Source organism: Bradyrhizobium sp. CIR48 (assembly GCF_014198315.1).
Lineage (GTDB): Bacteria > Pseudomonadota > Alphaproteobacteria > Rhizobiales > Xanthobacteraceae > Bradyrhizobium.
Map to the genome: position 1 here is coordinate 259,357 of NZ_JACIHG010000004.1, position 15,402 is coordinate 274,758.

The following is a 15,402-nucleotide window of genomic DNA, read 5'->3' on the forward strand; positions in this document are numbered from 1 at the left end:
CGGAGACAAAAATGACTTTCGACTTGATCCTGCGCGGGGGCCGAGTGATCGACCCCTCCCAGAAGCTCGATGCTGTGATGGATGTCGCCTTTGCCGGTGGCAAGGTGGCGGCGATCGGCACCGGGCTCAAGGCGGATCCGGGCACGGATGTGCGCGACGCTTCGAAATACATCGTGACGCCGGGGCTGATCGATCTCCACACCCATGTCTATTGGGGCGGCACCTCGCTCGGCATCGATGCCGAGGAATTCTGCCGCCTTTCCGGGGTCACCACCGCGGTCGACACCGGCAGCGCCGGACCCGGCAATTTTGCCGGCTTCCGCAAGCATGTGATCGAGCCGAGCCAGGTCCGCATCCTCGCTTATTTGCACGTGTCGCATGCCGGCATCTTCGGCTTCTCGCACCGGATCATGGTCGGCGAGAGCGAGGAGCTGCGGCTGATGAATCCGATCGAAGCGGCCAAGGTGGCCGATGCCAACCGCGATCTCATCGTCGGCATCAAGGTCCGCGTGGGCCTGCATTCCTCGGGCACGTCGGCGGCGGTGCCGCTCGACATCGCGCTCGAGGTTGCCAACGAGGTCGGCATGCCGCTGATGGCGCATATCGACCATCCGCCGCCGAGCTATGAGGAGGTGCTGGCACGCCTCCGTCCCGGGGACGTGCTGACCCATGCGTTCCGCCCGTTCCCGAACACGCCGGCAACCGCGCAGGGCACGGTGAAGAAGGCGGTGCTGGACGCGCGCGAGCGCGGCGTGCTGTTCGACATCGGCCACGGCAAGGGCTCGTTCGCGTTCAAGACCGCGCGCGCGATGCTCGCGAACGGCTTCTATCCGGACACCATCTCCTCCGACATCCATCAGCTTTGCATCGATGGCCCGGCCTATGACCAGGTCACGACCATGTCGAAATTCCTGTGCATGGGCATGGAGCTATCCGACGTGATCGCGGCCTCGACGGTGAATGCGGCGATGGCCTTGCGCCGCCCCGAGCTCGGCAGCCTCAAGCCCGGCTGCGTCGGCGACGCCACGCTTGTTACGGTCAGGCAGGGCCAGTTCGACTACGAGGACGTCGTCGGCGAGCATTTGATCGGCGACCGCAAGATCGTCTCCGAAGGCGTCGTCATCGGCGGCCGGTGGTGGCATCCGAACTGAGGCGGCGCTCACCGGTCGTGAGCGTCGCCACGGGATTCACCTGTCAGTCGCGTCCCGCCTCCATGATCGCTTTGGCGAGCCGTGCCGGATCGGAGAAGCACAGCTCATGGCTTCCCGGCACTTGCACCAGGCGGAACAGGCCGAGCTTCTCTGACAGCCGCGGATGCCAGGGATGGCTGTGCGGCATCGCGGTGTCCTCGGTGCAGTTGATGTAGGATTTGGCCAGCGGCATTTCGGCTGGATTGGTCTTGAGCGCGATCTTGTCGGTGAAGGTCGCCAGGGGATGCGGATTGAGCACGTCGTAGGCCTTCTGCGCCAGCGCGATATCCGCATCATTGATAAAGGCCTCGCGCCAGACCGGGAAAGGCAAGACCACCGAGCCGTCGCCGCGCTCGGCCGCGATCGCGTCAAACAGCCCGATATAATGCGGCGGCACCATGTCGTTGAGACATTCGCCGTCGTTGGGCACGAAGGCATTCCAATAGACCAGGCGGCGGATGCGCTCGGGAGCCAGGTCGGCAACGCCGGTGATGACCATGCCGCCATAGGAATGGCCGAGCAGGATGACGTCCTTTAGATTGTTCTCGGCAAGATAATCAGCGATCGACTGGATCGCTTCCTTCAGCCCGGTCGTCTTGGCATCGCCCGGACGGTTGCCTTTGATGGTGGGAGTATGGACCTGATGGCCTGCCGCGCGGATGGGGGCGGCGACAGGCTCGAACTCGGTGCCGGTGTGCCAGGCGCCGTGGACGAGAACGTAGGTGGACATGTTGTGGCTCCTCCCGAGGGTGTGGTTAGATCGGCGCATGATGGTCTTGGCGGGGCAGTGTGGCCGCGCCGCAAACCTGAACCGGTAACGAATTCGTTGCTTGGCTGGGAGTGAACCGGATTGGTCTCGGAGTGAACCGATGCAGCAGATCGAGCGCGCCGTTCCGTCACGCCAATCGGCCTGGGACACCGCGGGCGTCCGGCCAGCGGAGCAATTCGCCTATTATCGCGAGGCGATCTGCCAGGCGTTCATGAATCTGACGCCGGAGCCGGCGGCGGCAGCCGGCTTTCCCGCCAGCGTCGAGCATGTCCGTCTCGGCGACGCCGCAATCAACCGCGTCAGCTTTCCCGAACACGTGGTGCGCCGTTCCGGAGCCGACATTGCGGCGTCCGACCGCAGCTGCTTCTATCTCAATCTGAAGCTGGCCGGCCGCTGTCGCATCCTGCAAGGAAATCGCGAGATCAGCCTGTCGCCCGGACAGGTCGGCATCTTCGACAGCGACCAGCAGTTCGCGCTTTTGCACGATCGTGGTCCGCAATTGCGTGTCGCCTCGTTCTGGGTGCCGGCTGAGGCGTTGCGCGAACGGCTGCCCGCTTCGTTCGATGTCGCTGCGGTGCGCGTGTCCGACGATCCCTTGGTCGGCCATCTCATCGTCGAGACGGCGCGCACGCTCAGCGACGGGGCGCTGCGCATGACCGAGGATGAGGGCGTGCTTCTGTTCCGGGCGTTGATCGAGCTGGTTGCCGTGAGCCTGTCACGTCGCAGCCGGGCAGGTGCTGCCGAGTCGGAAAATCTCGCCGATACCACCACGCTGGCCTTGAAACGTGCCATTCACCGGCGGCTCCGCGAGCCCGGGCTTGCGGTTGCCGATGTCGCCGATGCCGTGGGCATCAGCGAGCGCTACGTGCACAAGCTGCTGGCGCGATCGGGCTCCAGCTTCACCGAATACGTCATCGACCATCGGCTCGACGGCGCGGCCAGGGATCTCAGGGATGCTGCGATGGCGGATCGTGCGATCGGCGCCATCGCGTTCGACTGGGGCTTCTCGGACCTGTCGCACTTCACGCGCCGCTTCAAGCAACGCTTCGGCTGCCGGCCGCGTGACTGGCGTGCGCAATGAATCGAGCTATAGCGACCTCGCGATCAGCAGCTTCATGATCTCGTTGGTGCCGCCATAGATCTTCTGGATGCGGGAATCGATGAAGATGCGCGAGATCGGGTATTCCTGCATGTAGCCGTAGCCGCCGAACAGCTGGAGGCATTCGTCGGCGGTCTCGACCTGCTTCTCCGAGCACCAGTATTTCGCCATCGACGCCGTGACGGTGTCGAGATCCCCGGCGACCAGGCGCTCGATGCACCAGTCGACGAAGACGCGCGCGATCATCGCTTCGGTCTTGCGCTCGGCGAGCTTGAAGGCGGTGTTCTGGAAATCCATCAACGGCTTGCCGAACGCCTTCCGCTCCTTGGTGTAGTCGGTGGTGAGCTTGACCGCGCGCTCCATCGAGGCGACGGCGCCGACCGCGAGCGCAAGGCGCTCCTGCGGCAATTGCTGCATCAGCTGGACGAAGCCCTGGCCTTCCTCCTTGCCGAGCAAATTCTCGGGCGGCACGGTGACGTTGTCGAAGAACAGTTCCGAGGTGTCGGAGGCATGCAGGCCGATCTTGTCGAGGTTGCGCCCGCGCTTATAGCCGTCCGCGCCTGCGGTCTCGACCACGATCAGCGAGATGCCCTTGGCGCCGGCGTCGCCGGTGCGCGCGACCACGATGACGAGATCGGCGGCCTGGCCATTGGTGATGAACGTCTTCTGGCCGTTGATGACGTAGGAATTGCCCTGCTTCTTAGCTGTGGTTTTCACAGCCTGCAGGTCCGAGCCGGTGCCGGGCTCGGTCATGGCGATGGCGCCGACCATCTCGCCCGAGGCCATCTTCGGCAGCCAGCGCTTCTTCTGCTCCTCCGAGCCGTAATTGAGGATGTAATGCGCGACGATGGCGCTGTGCACGGAGACGCCGGTCGTCATCTCCGGCACCGTGCTTTCGAGATCGTCCAACACCGCCGCGTCATAGGCGAAGGTGGCGCCCAGGCCGCCATATTCCTCCGGGACGCTCGCCAGCAGCGCGCCCATCTCGCCGAGGCCGCGCCAGGCGAAGCGGTCGACCATCTTCTGCTCACGCCATTTCTCGGCGTGCGGGGCCAGGTCCTTGGCGAGGTATTTCCGGAACTGGTCGCGAAAGACGTCGAGCTCTTCGGTCATCCAGGAGGAGCGGTAGGACATGGTTACCTCGGTTGATGCGCAGTTCCGGCTTGGTAGGCCAGCCGGGCGCGGCAATTATTGTGTTTTCAGGCTGCGCCGGTGACGCTACCAAGGCGGCCGGAAACGCGTCTGTCGGGATGATCGATTGTGGCTGTCAAAACTCAAGAGCTCAAGCTCGACATCGAAAACATCGGCACGGTGTCAGCGATCCTGACGCAGCCTGACGGCGCGAGGGCCTGTTACGTGCTGGCACATGGTGCGGGCGCCGACATGCGGCATGCCTTCATGGCGAAGACCGCAGAAGGACTCGCGGATCGCGGCATCGCGGCGCTCCGCTTCAATTTCCTCTACATGGAAGAGAAGAAGGGGCGCCCCGACCAGCCGGCGGTCGCGCACTCCGCCATCCGCGCGGCGGTGGAGGAGGCGGCACGGCAGTGTCCCGGGGTGCCGCTTGTCGCCGGCGGAAAATCGTTCGGCGGGCGCATGACCTCGCAGGCGCAGTCGAAGGCGCCGCTGCAAGGCGTCAAAGGGCTCGCCTTCCTCGGCTTCCCCCTGCATGCCGCCAAGAAGCCGTCGTCCGAGCGTGCCGAGCACCTCGCGGGGGTCACGATCCCCATGCTGTTCCTGCAGGGCACGCGGGACGGGCTTGCCGATCTCGGCCATCTCAGGCCCGTCGTCACGGCGCTCGGCGCGAAGGCGACTCTGCACGCGGTCGAAGGCGGCGATCATTCCTTCGCGGTGCTGAAGAAGTCCGGCCGGACGAATGAAGAGGCGCTCACAGAAGTGCTCGACACGCTCGCGGCCTGGATTGACCAACTCGCCTGAGCTTCACGCCGCATAAAGCCCCTTGTCGCGCGCCTTCTGGATCGCCAGCGCGGCGATCAGGTCGAGCGTCGGTGTCGACAGGCCGGCGGTGCGCGCGAAGGCGGCGGGCGCCCTCACCAGCACGTCGATCTCCATGGCGCGGCCGAGCTCGTAATCCTGCAGCAGCGATGGCTTGTGGTTGGGGGCAGGGCCGCTGCGCGTCACGCGCTTGACCTCGGGGATGAAGTGCTGAGCGATGTCGTTGGCCTCGTTCAGCATGCGCGGGATGACCTCCGCAAAGGCGGCATCGTCGCGCACGCCGCGTGCGGTCTGGCCTGTCAGCAGGCACAGCACCGACAGCGACATGTTGGTCAGCAACTTTGACCAGATCGCCTCGCGGATTTCGGCGACCGGCGGTGATTCCAGCCGCGCGTCGTTGAAGACGCCGCGAAGCCTGGTGATGCGCTCGCAATTGCGGTCGTCGCATTCGCCGATCAAGAGGCGGTTTCGGTCCGGGGTGAGGTTGTGCACCACGCCTGGCGCCGTCACCTCGTTGGAGGAGAAGACGACGCCGCCGATGATCCGCTCCTTCGGGATGCAGGCGCGCAGGCGTCCGCCGGGGTCGAGGAAGGAAATATCCGGCGGTGTCGGGTGCCGCGGCGGCAGGCCGATCCCGTACCACCAGGGAATACCGTTCTGGGCAAAGACGATGGCGGTGTCGTCCTGAAGCAGAGGCTTGATGTTGGCGACCAGTCCCGGGAGCGCAGTGGCCTTCAACGTCGAGATCACGACGTCCTGCGGCCCGAGCTGGGCCGGATCGCCCGAGGCGTTCACCTTGGCGGAGACCTCGGAATCACCGACGCGCAGTTTGAGGCCACCTGCCCGGACCGCCTCCAGATGCGCCCCCCGCATCACGCACGAAACGTCATGACCGGCGCGCGCCAGCCGGACCGCGATGTGGCTGCCGACGGCGCCCGCGCCGAAAATGCAGATGCGCATGATGATTCCGTCCTGTCCCTTGGTGCCACTGGGCGGCAGCATGACACAAGCCGCCATGCGATGGACGCGGCCGCCCCACGCTGGAAAGATATGGATCGGCATGCGTTGCCTCGGCCATAGTGCAGGGCAAACAATGACCGGAGGGATCGCCGATGACTGCCAGCCCCGTGCTGTGGACCCTCGATGAGCGTGGGGTTGCGACCGTCACGTTGAACCGGCCGGAGGTCAACAACGCCTATGACGGCGCGTTGATCGCGGGCGTGCTCGCGGCGATGGACGATCTCGGCAAAAAGCCGAATCTTCGCGTCGTCGTGCTCAGGGGCAACGGCAAGCATTTCCAGGCCGGCGCCGACCTGAAATGGATCAACGGCGTGCGGCCGCAATCGGCAGAGGCGAACGAGGCGGCCTCGCGCGCGACCTTCGAAGCCGTGCAGCGGCTGAACACGCTGCCGATCCCGACGGTCGCTTTGGTGCAAGGCGGCTGCTTCGGCGGCGGCACCGGCGTGATCGCGGCCTGCGACGTCGTGATCGCCGCGGACAATGCCCTGTTCTCGATCACCGAGGTGCGCTGGGGCCTGACCGCCGCGATCATCATCCCGCAGCTTTGCGACGCCATCGGCGTCCGGCAAGTGCGGCGTTACGCGCTGACCGGCGAGCGTTTCGGCGCCGAGGACGCCCGCCGCATCGGCCTCGTCCACGAGGTGGTGCCGTTCGCCGATCTCGAAGCCGCAGGCGCGAAGGTCGTCGAGCAGTTGCTCGCCAACGGACCGGAGGCGATGGCCGAGACCAAGAAGCTTGCGCTGGAAAGCTCGTTCGGCGGCATGGCGGTGGACGATGCCGCCTACACGCGGCTCGTGCAGCTGCATTCACTCAAGCGCCAGAGCGCGGAGGCCGCAGAAGGGCTGGCCTCGTTCGCCGAGAAGCGGGCAGGGAATTGGGGCGGCGGCTCATGAAGCCTGCAGGCCTCCGGCCTTCCTTGACTATCGCTTATGTCTATCGAGGAGCGCGGACCGACCTTCGACCTCTGCTACCTCTGCACTCTCAAAGATACCCTCGGGAGGAAGCTGTTGCCAACCTTCGGCAATGACTTCATCTTCATGTTCCGATCTATACGAGTATTCTTCAGCGAAGGTGAAATGCCCATCGTCGCGCTGTAGTATTGCGATACGCCGTTGCTGCGGTTTCCCCGTAGAGGGAGAGACGGTCTCTATCGCGTCCAACACCTTCACCAGCTTCATTTTGCGGTCTCAGCAATCGCCAATATGAAGGAAATGCGGTCCGCTCAGCAGCCGCGGCAGATGTTGTTGATGCTGCGATAGACGGCGTCGTCGTCCTGCCGCATCTGGCGCAGCGTTTCGAGTGTCTGGCCGTCATTGGCAGGCGCAACGGGCTTGCGCTTTGCGGCGAGTTCGTCCTCCTGCCGCTTGTAGCAGGCCTCGCGATCGGCCTTGGCCTGGATGAAGCGGCAGTTCTGCTCCACGGCTGCGGCGGGAGTGGTGGAGATCGCGAGAACGATCAGGGTGGGCAGGGCGAATTTCAAGAGTAGCGAATCCATGCGGGCACTTCTGTCAGGTCCGTCATTCCCGGGCAACCGTCTTTTGGCGGGCGTGTAGCCCGGATGAAGCGAAGCGTAATCCGGGGCCGGTGTCCCCGCATTCCGCTGCGCTCCATGCGGGCTACGGCCCTCTCACAAATGATCCGGCCTACAGCGACGGCGCCAGTGACGTTTTCAGCAGTTTGAGCAGCGCCTGCACTGCCGCCGCGTTGCGCCGCCGCTCGGGGATCGCGGCTTTCACCCACAGCTCCGGAATCGGAAAGTCGCGCAGCACCGGCTTCAGCGTGCCGGCGCGCAAGGCGTCGGCGACGAGATAATGCGAGAGCAGCGCAATGCCGTTGCCGGCGATCGCGCTGCGCGCCAGCACGTGTCCCTCGTTGGAGGAGAGCAGCGGGCTGACCTGGATGCTGATGCGGCCGCGTGGTCCGTCGAAGATCCATTCCGGGCCGGTCGGCAGAAAGCTGAGGCAGCGATGCTCGACGAGATCGCGCGGATGCTTTGGCGTGCCGTGCTTTTTCAAATAAGCGGGCGATGCGCAGAGCAGCCGCTTCAGCGCGCAGAGCGGCTCGTCGACGACGCCGCCGAACGAATGCGGGAAGGCGCCGATGGCGATGTCGAATCCTTCGGTGACGGGATCGACCGGGCGATCGATCAGCACGATGTCGAGCTTCAGCTTCGGGTTCTGGGTCTGAAACGCGCTGAAGGCGTCGGCGAGCCGGGCGACGGTCAGCGAGGTCGGTGCCTTGATGCGCAGGTGATCGACGAGATCGTGGCCCTTCTCGCCCATGCGTGAGAGCAGGTCGGTCGCATCGGTCACCACGCCGCGTGCGCGATGCACATAGCGCTGTCCGGCCTCGGTCAGTCGCAACTGCCGGGTCGAGCGGTGAAACAGTGCCGTGCCGATCCGCGCCTCGAGCTGCGTGACGCGTTTCGCCACCACCGAGGTCGAGACATTGAGTTTGCGTGCCGCGGCCGAGAAGCCGGCGGCATCCGCGGTGGCGAGAAAGGCTTGCAGGTTCACGAGGATGTCCATGTCGACCTTTCTCGATTTGCAAAAGCTGATCGCGTATTTTGGTGGATTGTACCTCGGTGCGAGCTAATTCATAGTCGCTCCCAAGCAAAGGAATTTGGGAAGGGGACGCGCCATGCGGGCCACAATGATCGAAGAACCGGCACGCCAGGTGCCGCTCTATGGCGAATATGAAGTCGTCGTGCTCGGCGGCGGCCCGGCCGGCATCGTGGCTGCGGCTTCAGCGGCGCGCGCCGGGCGAAAGACGCTGCTGGTCGAACGCTACGGCTTTCTCGGCGGCATGGGCACCGCGGCCGGTGTCACAAATTTTTGCGGTCTGCATGGCAATGTCTACGGCCAGGCCCATCGCCTCGTGCAGGGCATGGCGTCCGAGCTGCTGGCGCGGATCAATCGGCTGAACGGCCTCAACACCCCGCATCTGATTCTCGGCAAGGTTTTTGCGCAGGCCTATGACACCGCGGCCTACAAGATCGCGGCCGATCAACTTCTCGCAAGCCACAGGGTGCACATCCTCTTCCACGCGCTCGGCGCCGGCGTCGTGATGGGCGACAACAGCCGCATCGACGCGCTGATGGTCGAGACCAAGGCCGGCCGGCAGGCGGTGCGATCGGAGATTTTCATCGACTGCTCCGGCGACGGTGACCTCGCGGTCTGGGCCGGCGCACCGTTCGAGATCGGCGACGCGCACGGCCATCCCATGTACCCCTCGATGATGCTCCGTCTCAACGGCATCGACCCCGACAAGGCCGGCGATGCCTGGCGCACCATCCCGCAATTGATGGAGAAGGCGCTCGCGGCCGGCACGCACACATTCCCGCGGAAAAGCGCGATCGTGCGGCCGCAGAAATCCGGCATCGAATGGCGGGTGAACTTCACGCAGGTGGCGCGCGAGGATGGCCATGCCATCAACGGCGTCGAGCCTGACGATCTCACCCGCGGCGAGATCGAGGGCCGCAAGCAGGCGCTCGCCGCGTACGAGTTCCTGCGCACCGTGCCGGGCTTTGAAAAATCCTACATCGTCGATTTGCCGCCGCAGCTCGGCATCCGCGAGACCCGTCGCATCAAGGGCGGCTACCAGCTCAGCGGCGAGGACGTGCTCGGCTGCGCCTCCTTCGAGGATTCCATCGGCGTCAATGGCTGGCCGATCGAGGCTCACGTGCCCGGCGATGTCGTCTTCACCTTCCCGCCGATCCCGGAATCGCGCGGCTACAACGAGCTGCCCTACCGCATGCTGGTGCCTGAAGGCGTCGACAACCTCCTGGTCGCCGGCCGCTGCGCCTCCATGACCCATGAGGGCCAGTCCGCGGCGCGGGTCTCCGGTGCCTGTTTCGTGATGGGCGAGGCGGCCGGTTCCGCCGCCGCGCTGGCGCTCTCCGGAAACCGGATCCCGCGCGAAATCCCCATTGAAAAGTTGCAGGAAACGTTGAAACAACAGGGCGCCTTCATCGGACGGGACCAGCCTGTGCCCGAGGGCCTGTAACGGACTGCAAGATAAACGACGGCGGAGGAAACGGGATGATCGGAATTGCGCGGCTCGCGGCAGCCAGTCTTTTGGCGATCATGGCAATGGGCGCAGCCCATGCCGAGGATGCGCTGAAGGCCAGGATCGGCGTGCTCCGTCTGTCGTCCTCCGCGCCTGTCTTCATCGCGCAGGACAAGGGCTATTTCCGCGAGGCCGGCCTCGAGGTGGAGCTGAAATTCTTCGACGCGGCGCAGCCGATCGCGGTCGCGACGACCTCGGGCGACGTCGATTTCGGCATCACCGCCTTCACCGCCGGTCTCTACAATCTCGCCGGCAAGGGCGTGCTGAAGGTCATCGGCGGCATGAGCCGCGAGAAGCCCGGTTACCCCCTGATCGGCTATTTCGCCAGCAACAACGCTTACGCAGCCGGATTGAAGACGCCGAAGGATCTTGCCGGCAAGCGCGTGGCGATGACGCAAGTCGGCTCCTCCTTCCACTATTCGCTTGGCCTGCTCGCCGACAAATACGGCTTCAAGCTTGCGGACGTGAAGATCGTGCCGCTGCAATCGCTGTCGAATGCGGCGGCCGCACTTAAAGGCGAGACCGTCGATGCGGCGCTGCTGCCGATCTCGACCGCGCGCAAGCTCACGGATGAAGGCGGCGCGAAATTCCTGGGGTGGGTCGGCGACGAGACGCCGTGGCAGCTGGGTGCGGTGTTCGCCTCGCCGAAGACACTGACCAACAAGGCGCTGGTGACAAAGCTGCTCGGCGCACTCGCCAAGGCCGACCGCGAATATCACGACGTCATCCTCGCCGCGATGAAGGACGGCGTCGCCCCGATCAACGACAAGACCAAGCCGCTGCTGGAGATCATCGCAAAGTACACCAATCTGCCGGTCGAGCAGGTGGTCGGCAATTGCGCCTATATCGATCCCGACGGCAAGCTCGACGTGAAGAACGTCGACAACCAGATCAAATGGCTGCAGGAGCAGGGCTTTGCCGACAAGGGTTTTGATGCGAATGCAATCATCGCCAAGGACTATGTGAAGGCGGATTGATGCCCCGTACTCCCAACTATCCCCGTCACCCTGAGGTGCCCACCTTGCGGCGTGCCGCAAGGTGGGCCTCGAAGGGCGTACGGCCCGGATGCGCCTCGGCCGTTCATCCTTCGAGGCTCTCATCGCGATGCATACGCATCGCAATGCTCGCACCTCAGGATGACGGGTTGAGAGTTGAAGGTTCCCCATGGACCTGATCGCCAACCACATCTCCCACCGCTTCGGCGACCTCGCCGTGCTCGACGACGTCTCCTTCACGGTGAGCGCCGGCGAGGTGGTGGCGATCGTCGGGCCCTCCGGCTGCGGCAAGAGCACGCTGCTGTCCATACTGGGTGGCCTGCTGCAGCCGACCTCCGGCGCGCCCGAGCTGCGCGGCGCGCCGCCGGCGGACAGCCTCAATCCGCTCACCTTCGTGTTCCAGGATTTTGCGCTACTGCCCTGGGCGAGCGTGGAGGAGAACGTCGAATTCCCTTTGCTGCACACCCAGCTCTCGGCCACGCAGCGCCGCGCGCTGGTCGACGATGCCTTGCGCCGCACGGGCCTGACCGATTTCCGCAAAACCTACCCAAAGCAGCTTTCCGGCGGCATGCGCCAGCGTGTCGGCATCTCGCGCGCGCTGGCGGTGAAGCCCGCGATCCTCTTGATGGACGAGCCGCTGTCGGCGCTGGATTCGCAGACCCGCGAACTCCTGATGGAGGATTTCGTCCGCCTGCTCGCCGATGGCGGCATGGGCGCGGTCTATGTCACCCATAATCTCGAAGAGGCCGCGCGGCTGGCCGATCGCATCGTGGTGCTGTCGCGGCGGCCCGGCCGCATCCGCGAGGTCGTGACCGTGCCGATGACGCGCAGCGAGCGCGGCGAAGCTGCGGCGCGCGAAAAACTGCTGGCGCTGCAGAACCAGATCTGGTCGCTGATCCGCAACGAAGCCATCGATGCCGAGCGCGAGGTCCAGCATGCTTGATCGCGCGGCGGCTGACACTGCGAAGGATAGCGCGACGCGGCGCGTTCGCTTTCGTGGCGCAGGCTTCGTGCCCGCGTCGAGCCGTTTCGGCGGCTGGATCGCGCTCGCTTTCGTCATCGCGATCTGGCAGGCGGCGGGCAGCACCGGCCTCGTCAATCCCCTGTTTCTGCCTGCGCCGTCGGCGATCGCACGGGCGATCTATCAGCTCGCGATCTCAGGCGCGCTCTGGCAGCATCTGTCGGCCTCGCTGCTGCGCATCGGCGTCGGCTGGCTGTTGGGGACGGCGGCCGGCGTCGCCGTCGGCTTTGCCATCGGCCTGTCGCGGCTGGCGCGCAGTGTCGGCATCACCTTCATCTCGGCGCTGTTCCCGATCCCGAAGATCGCGCTGCTGCCGCTGTTGATCCTGTGGCTCGGCATCGGCGAGGAGCCGAAGATCGCGACCATCGCGCTCGGCGTGTTCTTCTCGACCGCGATCTCGGTCTATAGCGGCGTCGATGCGGTGCCGCGCAACCTCATCCGCATGGCGCAGAGTTTCAACGTTCCCTTCGCCACCATCGTGCGCAAGGTGGTCTGGCCGGGGGCGCTGCCCGCGATCCTCGCCGGCTTCCGCATCACCGCCTCCGTCGCGCTGCTCCTCGTCGTCAGCGCCGAGATGATCGGCGCCCAATACGGCATCGGCGCCTTCGTGCTCCAGGCCGGCAATCTGATGCAGACAGATCAGCTGCTCGCGGGCGTGGTGATTTTGTCGGTGTTCGGGCTGGCGGTCGGGAAGGTGATCGGCTGGCTGGAGCTTAGGCTGTTGCACTGGCGGTAGCCACAATCCGCGCTGCCGTAGGGTGGGCAAAGCGTAAGCGTGCCCACGATCTCTTGATGAGTCGCGAAGGCGCGTGGGCACGGCGCAAGTGCGCCTTTGCCCCCCCTACGAGACCGGCCTGCCGTCACGCGTTCCCGCGATCTTCGCGGAACAAATCCAGCTTCTGCTGCACCGGACGATCCGAGAAGCTGAACAGCACGGCATCCTCATCCGCTTCGTGCGTGACCCATTGCCAGCTCGGCACCACGAACAGATCGCGCGGGCCCCATTCGAACACAGCATCGCCGATGCGGCTGCGGCCACGGCCTTCGATCGGACAGAACACGGTGGCATCGGTCGCACGATAGCGCGCGGTGTTAAAACCCTTGGGCAGCAGCTGGATGAAGGTGCCGATGGTCGGCATGGCGAAATCGCCGGTCTCGGGGTTGCTGAATTTCAGCTTCAGCCCGTGACATGCGTCCCACTCCTGGCTCGTCCTGGCTTTCTCCAGCGCCTCGCGGGTGTAGGCGTAGGGATAGCTGAAGATCGGCGAGGTCTTCGAGCTCCGCTTCACGTCGACCGGCAGCAGGTTGTGGCCATAGCGGGCAAAGCTGTCGCCGGCCGGTCTCGTAATCTTCTGCTGGTCTTCCTTGGAGCCTTCGGCAAAGGAGCAGTCGAAGAACTGCACCAGCGGAATGTCGAGGCCATCCAGCCAGAACATCGGCTGATCGGTCTCGTTGGAATGGTCGTGCCAGGTCATCGACGGCGTGATGATGAAGTCGCCGGGCTCCATCGCGGTGCGCTCGCCGTCAACCGCGGTATGCGCACCCTTGCCTTCGAGCACGAAGCGCAGCGCCGACTGGCTATGCCGGTGCGCCGGCGCGACGTCGCCGGGCACCACCATCTGCACGCCTGCATAGAGCGAGGTCGTGATCTTGGACTGGCCGCGCAGGCCGGGATTCTCCAGCACCAGCACGCGCCGCTCGGCTTCCTTGGCGGTGATCAGCTTGCCGGCCTCCGTCATGTAGTCGCGGATGACGTCAAATTTCCAGAGGTGCGGCCGGCAGGCGCTTTTCGGCTCCGGCGTGATCAGATCGCTCATCACCGTCCACAGCGCGGTGAGATTCTCGCCGTCGATCTTCTTGTAGAACGCCTCGCGTTCCGGCGTCTTGGTCACGGCTTCCATGCGCGCCTCCTGTTCGTTTCTAAATTGACAGTATACTGCCAATCTGGCTAGCGTCAACGTGACGAACGACGTACAAGCAACGAGAAAACGGGAGGGTTCCGATGAAGCTGCACGGCTATTTCCGCTCCAGCGCTGCCTATCGGGTGCGGATCGCGCTGAACCTCAAGGGCCTTGGAGCCGAGCATCTGCCGCATCATTTGCGCAAGGGCGAGCAATGCGCGCCCGCTTATCTCGCCATCAACCCGCAAGGTCTCGTGCCGGCGCTGGAGAACGACGGCGGCGCAGTGCTGACGCAATCGGTCGCCATCATCGAATGGCTCGACGAGACCCATCCCAATCCGCCGCTGCTGCCGAAGGATCCGCTGCGGCGTGCCAAGGTGAGGGCGTTCGCGCTGGCGATCGCCTGCGACACCCATCCGGTGCAGAACCTGAAAGTGCTGGGGCGGCTGCGCGAGCTTGGCTTGCCCGAAGAAAAGGTCCAGGACTGGGCCGCCTGGGTCAACCGCGAAGGGCTGTCGGCTTGCGAGACTCTGATCAAGGACGAGCCCGGCCCGTTCTGCTTCGGCGATGTGCCGACGCTCGCCGATCTCTGCCTGGTGCCGCAGCTCGCCAATGCCCGCCGTTTCGGCGTCGACGTGTCGGCCTATCCGCGCCTGCTCGCGGCAGAGGCGGCCGCAAAGGCGCTCGCCGCGTTTGCCAATGCCGCACCGGAGAAGCAGCCCGATGCCGAGTAAGCCGCCTCCGCCGATCACGATCGACGCGGTCTATGCCGCGCCGGGCTATCTGTTCCGGCGCATGCAGCAGATCGCGGTCTCGATCTTCATGGAGGAGTGCAAGGCGTTCGATCTGACCCCGGTGCAATATGCGGCGCTGATCGCGATCCACACCCATCCCGGCATCGACGCGACGCGGCTATCGGCGGTGATCGCTTTTGACCGCTCCACGCTCGGCAGCGTGATCGAGCGTCTCCAGGCCAAGGACTATGTCGAGCGCAAGCCGGCGCTGGAAGACAAGCGGATCAAGCTGCTTCATCTGACCAAATCCGGCGCCGCGATCCTGCGCGAGATCATCCCCGCCGTCGAACGCGCCCAGGCGCGGATGCTGGAGCCGCTGAAGCCCGCCGATCGCAAGACGCTGATGGCGCTTTTGGTGCAGCTCGTCGATCTCAACAACGAGGCCTCACGCGTGCCGCTGCGGGCCGAGGATGCGCTGGAGCATCTCGGGAAGGCGGGGTGAGGAGGGGTGTGAGGCGATGTTCGCGCCCGACACTCAGATCTCGTAGGGTGGGCAAAGGCGCCCTTGCGCCGTGCCCACGATCTCTCTCCAACGATCAGAAGACGTGGGCACGCTCCGCTTTGCCCACCCTACGATTGCTGTGGTATG

Annotated in this window: 17 protein-coding genes; 10 read left to right on the top strand and 7 right to left on the bottom strand. The window is 65.0% G+C overall.

Going from position 1 to position 15,402, the window contains the following annotated elements; all coding sequences use genetic code 11:
• The first annotated feature begins 11 nt into the window (after positions 1–11).
• Positions 12–1,151, top strand: coding sequence for an amidohydrolase/deacetylase family metallohydrolase (locus GGD66_RS14805; RefSeq protein ID WP_183258205.1), 1,140 nt, complete (start codon positions 12–14; stop codon positions 1,149–1,151).
• Positions 1,152–1,194: 43 nt separating this feature from the next.
• Here GGD66_RS14805 and GGD66_RS14810 read toward each other — a convergent pair whose 3' ends face one another.
• Complete coding sequence (locus GGD66_RS14810; RefSeq protein ID WP_018316449.1) at positions 1,195–1,920, bottom strand: alpha/beta hydrolase; 726 nt, start codon at positions 1,918–1,920, stop codon at positions 1,195–1,197.
• Between the two features lie 139 nt (positions 1,921–2,059).
• On the opposite strand from GGD66_RS14810, the gene GGD66_RS14815 reads away from it, so the two are divergent.
• Positions 2,060–3,040, top strand: a complete 981-nt coding sequence (locus GGD66_RS14815) for a helix-turn-helix domain-containing protein (protein ID WP_183258206.1) — start codon at positions 2,060–2,062, stop codon at positions 3,038–3,040.
• A 6-nt stretch (positions 3,041–3,046) separates the two neighbouring features.
• Here GGD66_RS14815 and GGD66_RS14820 read toward each other — a convergent pair whose 3' ends face one another.
• Positions 3,047–4,192 (bottom strand): acyl-CoA dehydrogenase family protein, encoded by a 1,146-nt coding sequence (locus GGD66_RS14820; protein WP_018316447.1) that lies wholly within the window; start codon positions 4,190–4,192, stop codon positions 3,047–3,049.
• 126 nt (positions 4,193–4,318) lie between these two features.
• On the opposite strand from GGD66_RS14820, the gene GGD66_RS14825 reads away from it, so the two are divergent.
• Positions 4,319–4,996, top strand: a complete 678-nt coding sequence (locus GGD66_RS14825) for an alpha/beta family hydrolase (RefSeq protein ID WP_183258207.1) — start codon at positions 4,319–4,321, stop codon at positions 4,994–4,996.
• Between the two features lie 3 nt (positions 4,997–4,999).
• On the opposite strand, the gene GGD66_RS14830 is transcribed toward GGD66_RS14825, so the two are convergent.
• Positions 5,000–5,974: a ketopantoate reductase family protein gene (locus tag GGD66_RS14830; protein WP_092261396.1), complete on the bottom strand. Its 975-nt coding sequence runs from the start codon at positions 5,972–5,974 to the stop codon at positions 5,000–5,002.
• Positions 5,975–6,126: 152 nt separating this feature from the next.
• On the opposite strand from GGD66_RS14830, the gene GGD66_RS14835 reads away from it, so the two are divergent.
• A complete protein-coding gene (locus GGD66_RS14835; protein WP_183258208.1) occupies positions 6,127–6,927 on the top strand; it encodes an enoyl-CoA hydratase-related protein in 801 nt (266 codons plus the stop codon).
• A gap of 27 nt (positions 6,928–6,954) precedes the next feature.
• Here the strand turns inward: GGD66_RS14835 and GGD66_RS14840 are convergent, their stop codons facing one another.
• From GGD66_RS14840 to GGD66_RS14850, 3 genes are all read right to left on the bottom strand, one after another.
• Entirely contained in the window at positions 6,955–7,212 is a 258-nt protein-coding gene (locus tag GGD66_RS14840; RefSeq protein ID WP_143109105.1) for a hypothetical protein, read from the bottom strand.
• Positions 7,213–7,256: 44 nt separating this feature from the next.
• Positions 7,257–7,529, bottom strand: a complete 273-nt coding sequence (locus GGD66_RS14845; RefSeq protein WP_183258209.1) for a hypothetical protein — start codon at positions 7,527–7,529, stop codon at positions 7,257–7,259.
• A gap of 148 nt (positions 7,530–7,677) precedes the next feature.
• Positions 7,678–8,562 carry a LysR family transcriptional regulator gene (locus tag GGD66_RS14850; protein WP_183258210.1) on the bottom strand — a complete coding sequence of 295 codons (885 nt, stop codon included), beginning with the start codon at positions 8,560–8,562 and terminating at the stop codon, positions 7,678–7,680.
• 112 nt (positions 8,563–8,674) lie between these two features.
• Between GGD66_RS14850 and GGD66_RS14855 the strand changes: the two genes are divergently transcribed.
• The 4 genes from GGD66_RS14855 (at position 8,675) to GGD66_RS14870 (ending at position 12,854) form a co-directional block, all read left to right on the top strand.
• Complete coding sequence (locus GGD66_RS14855) at positions 8,675–10,039, top strand: FAD-dependent oxidoreductase (RefSeq protein ID WP_183258211.1); 1,365 nt, start codon at positions 8,675–8,677, stop codon at positions 10,037–10,039.
• Between the two features lie 35 nt (positions 10,040–10,074).
• Positions 10,075–11,079: an ABC transporter substrate-binding protein gene (locus tag GGD66_RS14860; RefSeq protein WP_183258212.1), complete on the top strand. Its 1,005-nt coding sequence runs from the start codon at positions 10,075–10,077 to the stop codon at positions 11,077–11,079.
• 187 nt (positions 11,080–11,266) lie between these two features.
• On the top strand, positions 11,267–12,040 hold the full coding sequence (locus GGD66_RS14865) for an ABC transporter ATP-binding protein (protein ID WP_018316439.1): 774 nt from the start codon (positions 11,267–11,269) through the stop codon (positions 12,038–12,040).
• Entirely contained in the window at positions 12,033–12,854 is an 822-nt protein-coding gene (locus tag GGD66_RS14870; protein WP_026201672.1) for an ABC transporter permease, read from the top strand. The genes GGD66_RS14865 and GGD66_RS14870 overlap by 8 nt, the downstream gene beginning before the upstream one ends.
• Before the next feature lie 124 nt (positions 12,855–12,978).
• Here the strand turns inward: GGD66_RS14870 and gtdA are convergent, their stop codons facing one another.
• Positions 12,979–14,019 carry a gentisate 1,2-dioxygenase gene (gene gtdA / locus GGD66_RS14875; RefSeq protein WP_092261263.1) on the bottom strand — a complete coding sequence of 347 codons (1,041 nt, stop codon included), beginning with the start codon at positions 14,017–14,019 and terminating at the stop codon, positions 12,979–12,981.
• Positions 14,020–14,120: 101 nt separating this feature from the next.
• On the opposite strand from gtdA, the gene maiA reads away from it, so the two are divergent.
• Both maiA and GGD66_RS14885 read left to right on the top strand, forming a co-directional pair.
• On the top strand, positions 14,121–14,753 hold the full coding sequence (gene maiA / locus GGD66_RS14880) for a maleylacetoacetate isomerase (RefSeq protein WP_092261262.1): 633 nt from the start codon (positions 14,121–14,123) through the stop codon (positions 14,751–14,753).
• Positions 14,743–15,255, top strand: coding sequence for a MarR family winged helix-turn-helix transcriptional regulator (locus GGD66_RS14885; protein ID WP_183258213.1), 513 nt, complete (start codon positions 14,743–14,745; stop codon positions 15,253–15,255). Before maiA ends, GGD66_RS14885 begins: the two co-directional genes overlap by 11 nt.
• The last annotated feature ends 147 nt before the right edge of the window (positions 15,256–15,402 follow it).